Raw genomic sequence first — 2,002 nt, forward strand, 5'->3', positions numbered from 1 at the left:
GGTGTTGAAAATAAACCGGCCAAGGGAAACCGAGGCCTTTTTGGCCTTGCCTTGGAGGACGGAATTGATAAAAATTGGTATTTCTTTGAAATTATTAAATATATTCGAAACACCGTGCTGCACGCTGACGGGCAGGAGTTCTTCGTAAAATTCGACCACGGGCAGGTAGACATAGCGGTCCAATTCGGCGTTGAACCGGTACATTTTTCGGTTGAATCCTTCCCACGGGTCGTCCACCAGAAAGGGCCGGGTCGAGACCGACGGTTCCTCGGGCAGGCCCCGATGCACGGGCGCCTGGAAATCTCCGGGCCGATGCTCGACCGTGGCCGCGCATCCGGCGACCAAGGCACAGATCACAAGAGAAAAAAGTATGCGCATGGGGTGTCTCACTTCCGGAAATAATCCAGCATGGCCGCCACGTTGTCGCGATAGCGGAGGTTACCGCAATGCCCGCCGACCGGATAGAGGTTCAGACGGGAGCCAAAGGTCGAGGACAAAAAGTCCAGATTGTCGGGGGTCAGAATGGGGTCATCGGCGTTGGTCATGACCGCCACGTTCCCGGCACGGCGCAGAAAGTCCCCGATGTGTTCCAGGCTGCACGCGGCCACGATGCCGTCCGTGGTCAGACTCGGATCATGGAAGCGCAGATACGGAATGAGATATTCGTCGATATAGTCCTCGAAGCTGATACCCGTGGCCGCGTCCAAATACGGCGTCAGGGACTCGCCTTCCTCCATCTGGTGCCCGCGCGGCACGATATAGCCGGCGCCGGTGCACACATCGCTGGTAAACACCATGGATGCCAGGGACAGGCGAAAGGACACGCCGATGAGCACACGCAGTTCCTTGTCGCTGAGAGGGCGGGTCTTCTGGAGATCGAAAAGAAATTCATCGCCGAAATTGACCTCGTTGCTGCCCCGGTAGGCCTCGGACAGGTCCTGGATCAGCGACGAAATGACGCTCGACACCTCGGCCTGATCGGCCACGCTGTCGGACAAAAGATGGTCCAGAATCTTGGCCGAGGTCATGAGGCTGACGGCTGGATTGAGCAACAGCACCTTGTCGAAGCCAAGGCGTTGCTCGCGCGCGTCCAGTTCGGCCAAAAAGGCGGACTGGGTTCCGCCCAGACTGTAGCCGGTCAGGTGACAGGCGCTGATCCGATCCCGGCCGATGTCGTTGGCGATGACGTCCATGGCCTGGTACAGGTCGGCCACGTCCTGGGGGACATAACCCGGCACCTGGGTGGTCGAGGCGCTGACCACGAAGTTGGGATAGGTCGGCGAGGACAGGCTGACCACATGAAAGCCGGCCCGGAAAAAAGCCTGCTGCAAAAATTGACAGTTGGCCGAATTGTACGAGGAACCGGTGCCGGCGATGATGAACAAAAGCGGCGCCGTGCCCCGCTGCCGGGCCACGGAATACTGCAACGTGTCGTTGTACCAGAGAACGTCGGGCACCGGGCGGTCGTGGAGCAGGATCTCGTGGTCGCGGACGGCCCGGAAATCCTTGAGCGGATTCAACTCCGCGAGATTGGCCGGGCGCAAGGAATCCAGCGGAAACTCATCCCCGGGCGCCGTTCCGAAAACCGTGGCCACGTACGGGTCCTTGAAGGGATAGTCATAGGCCAGGGCGGGAACAGCCCAGAGCACACAAAACAAGGCAGACGCGAAAGCACGAATCATGCAGGGCCTCCGAAAGCGGATTTGTCCGCCCTGCGTAACGACTTGCGCCGCTCCTGGCAACCGGAGCCGGGCGGGAATCAGGATTCCGCGATCAGATTGACGATAAGGCGGGCAGGGCCAGACCGTCCTCGTCGTATTGCAGCAGCAGCCGCCAGGTTCTGGCATAGCCGGAAATAAGGGACACAACGGCCTGACCGGTCTCGGAAACCAAAGCATTGTTGGTCAAGGTACGGGCCAGCAGATCCAGCGCGGCCTGGGCTTCTTCCACGCCACGCTCGGCCAGACGCTGCCGGTTGAGGGAAAAACCGTGCAGCAGATGA

Annotated in this window: 2 protein-coding genes; both read right to left on the reverse strand. The window is 59.7% G+C overall.

The genetic code is table 11. The annotated features are described in order from the left end of the window. The coding region (locus tag EOL86_14190; GenBank protein NCD26722.1) for a VacJ family lipoprotein at positions 1-378 on the reverse strand (378 nt) is incomplete at its 3' end. An 8-nt stretch (positions 379-386) separates the two neighbouring features. Continuing rightward, positions 387-1,682: an alpha/beta hydrolase gene (locus tag EOL86_14195; protein NCD26723.1), complete on the reverse strand. Its 1,296-nt coding sequence runs from the start codon at positions 1,680-1,682 to the stop codon at positions 387-389. Positions 1,683-2,002 lie beyond the last annotated feature (320 nt).

It is taken from the genome of Deltaproteobacteria bacterium (assembly GCA_009930495.1).
Classification (GTDB): domain Bacteria; phylum Desulfobacterota; class Desulfovibrionia; order Desulfovibrionales; family Desulfomicrobiaceae; genus Desulfomicrobium.

Bases quoted from the DNA above. Each gene is read 5' to 3' on its own strand.
- EOL86_14195 (NCD26723.1), bottom strand. From the start codon at position 1,682: ATGATTCGTGCTTTCGCGTCTGCCTTGTTTTGTGTGCTCTGGGCTGTT.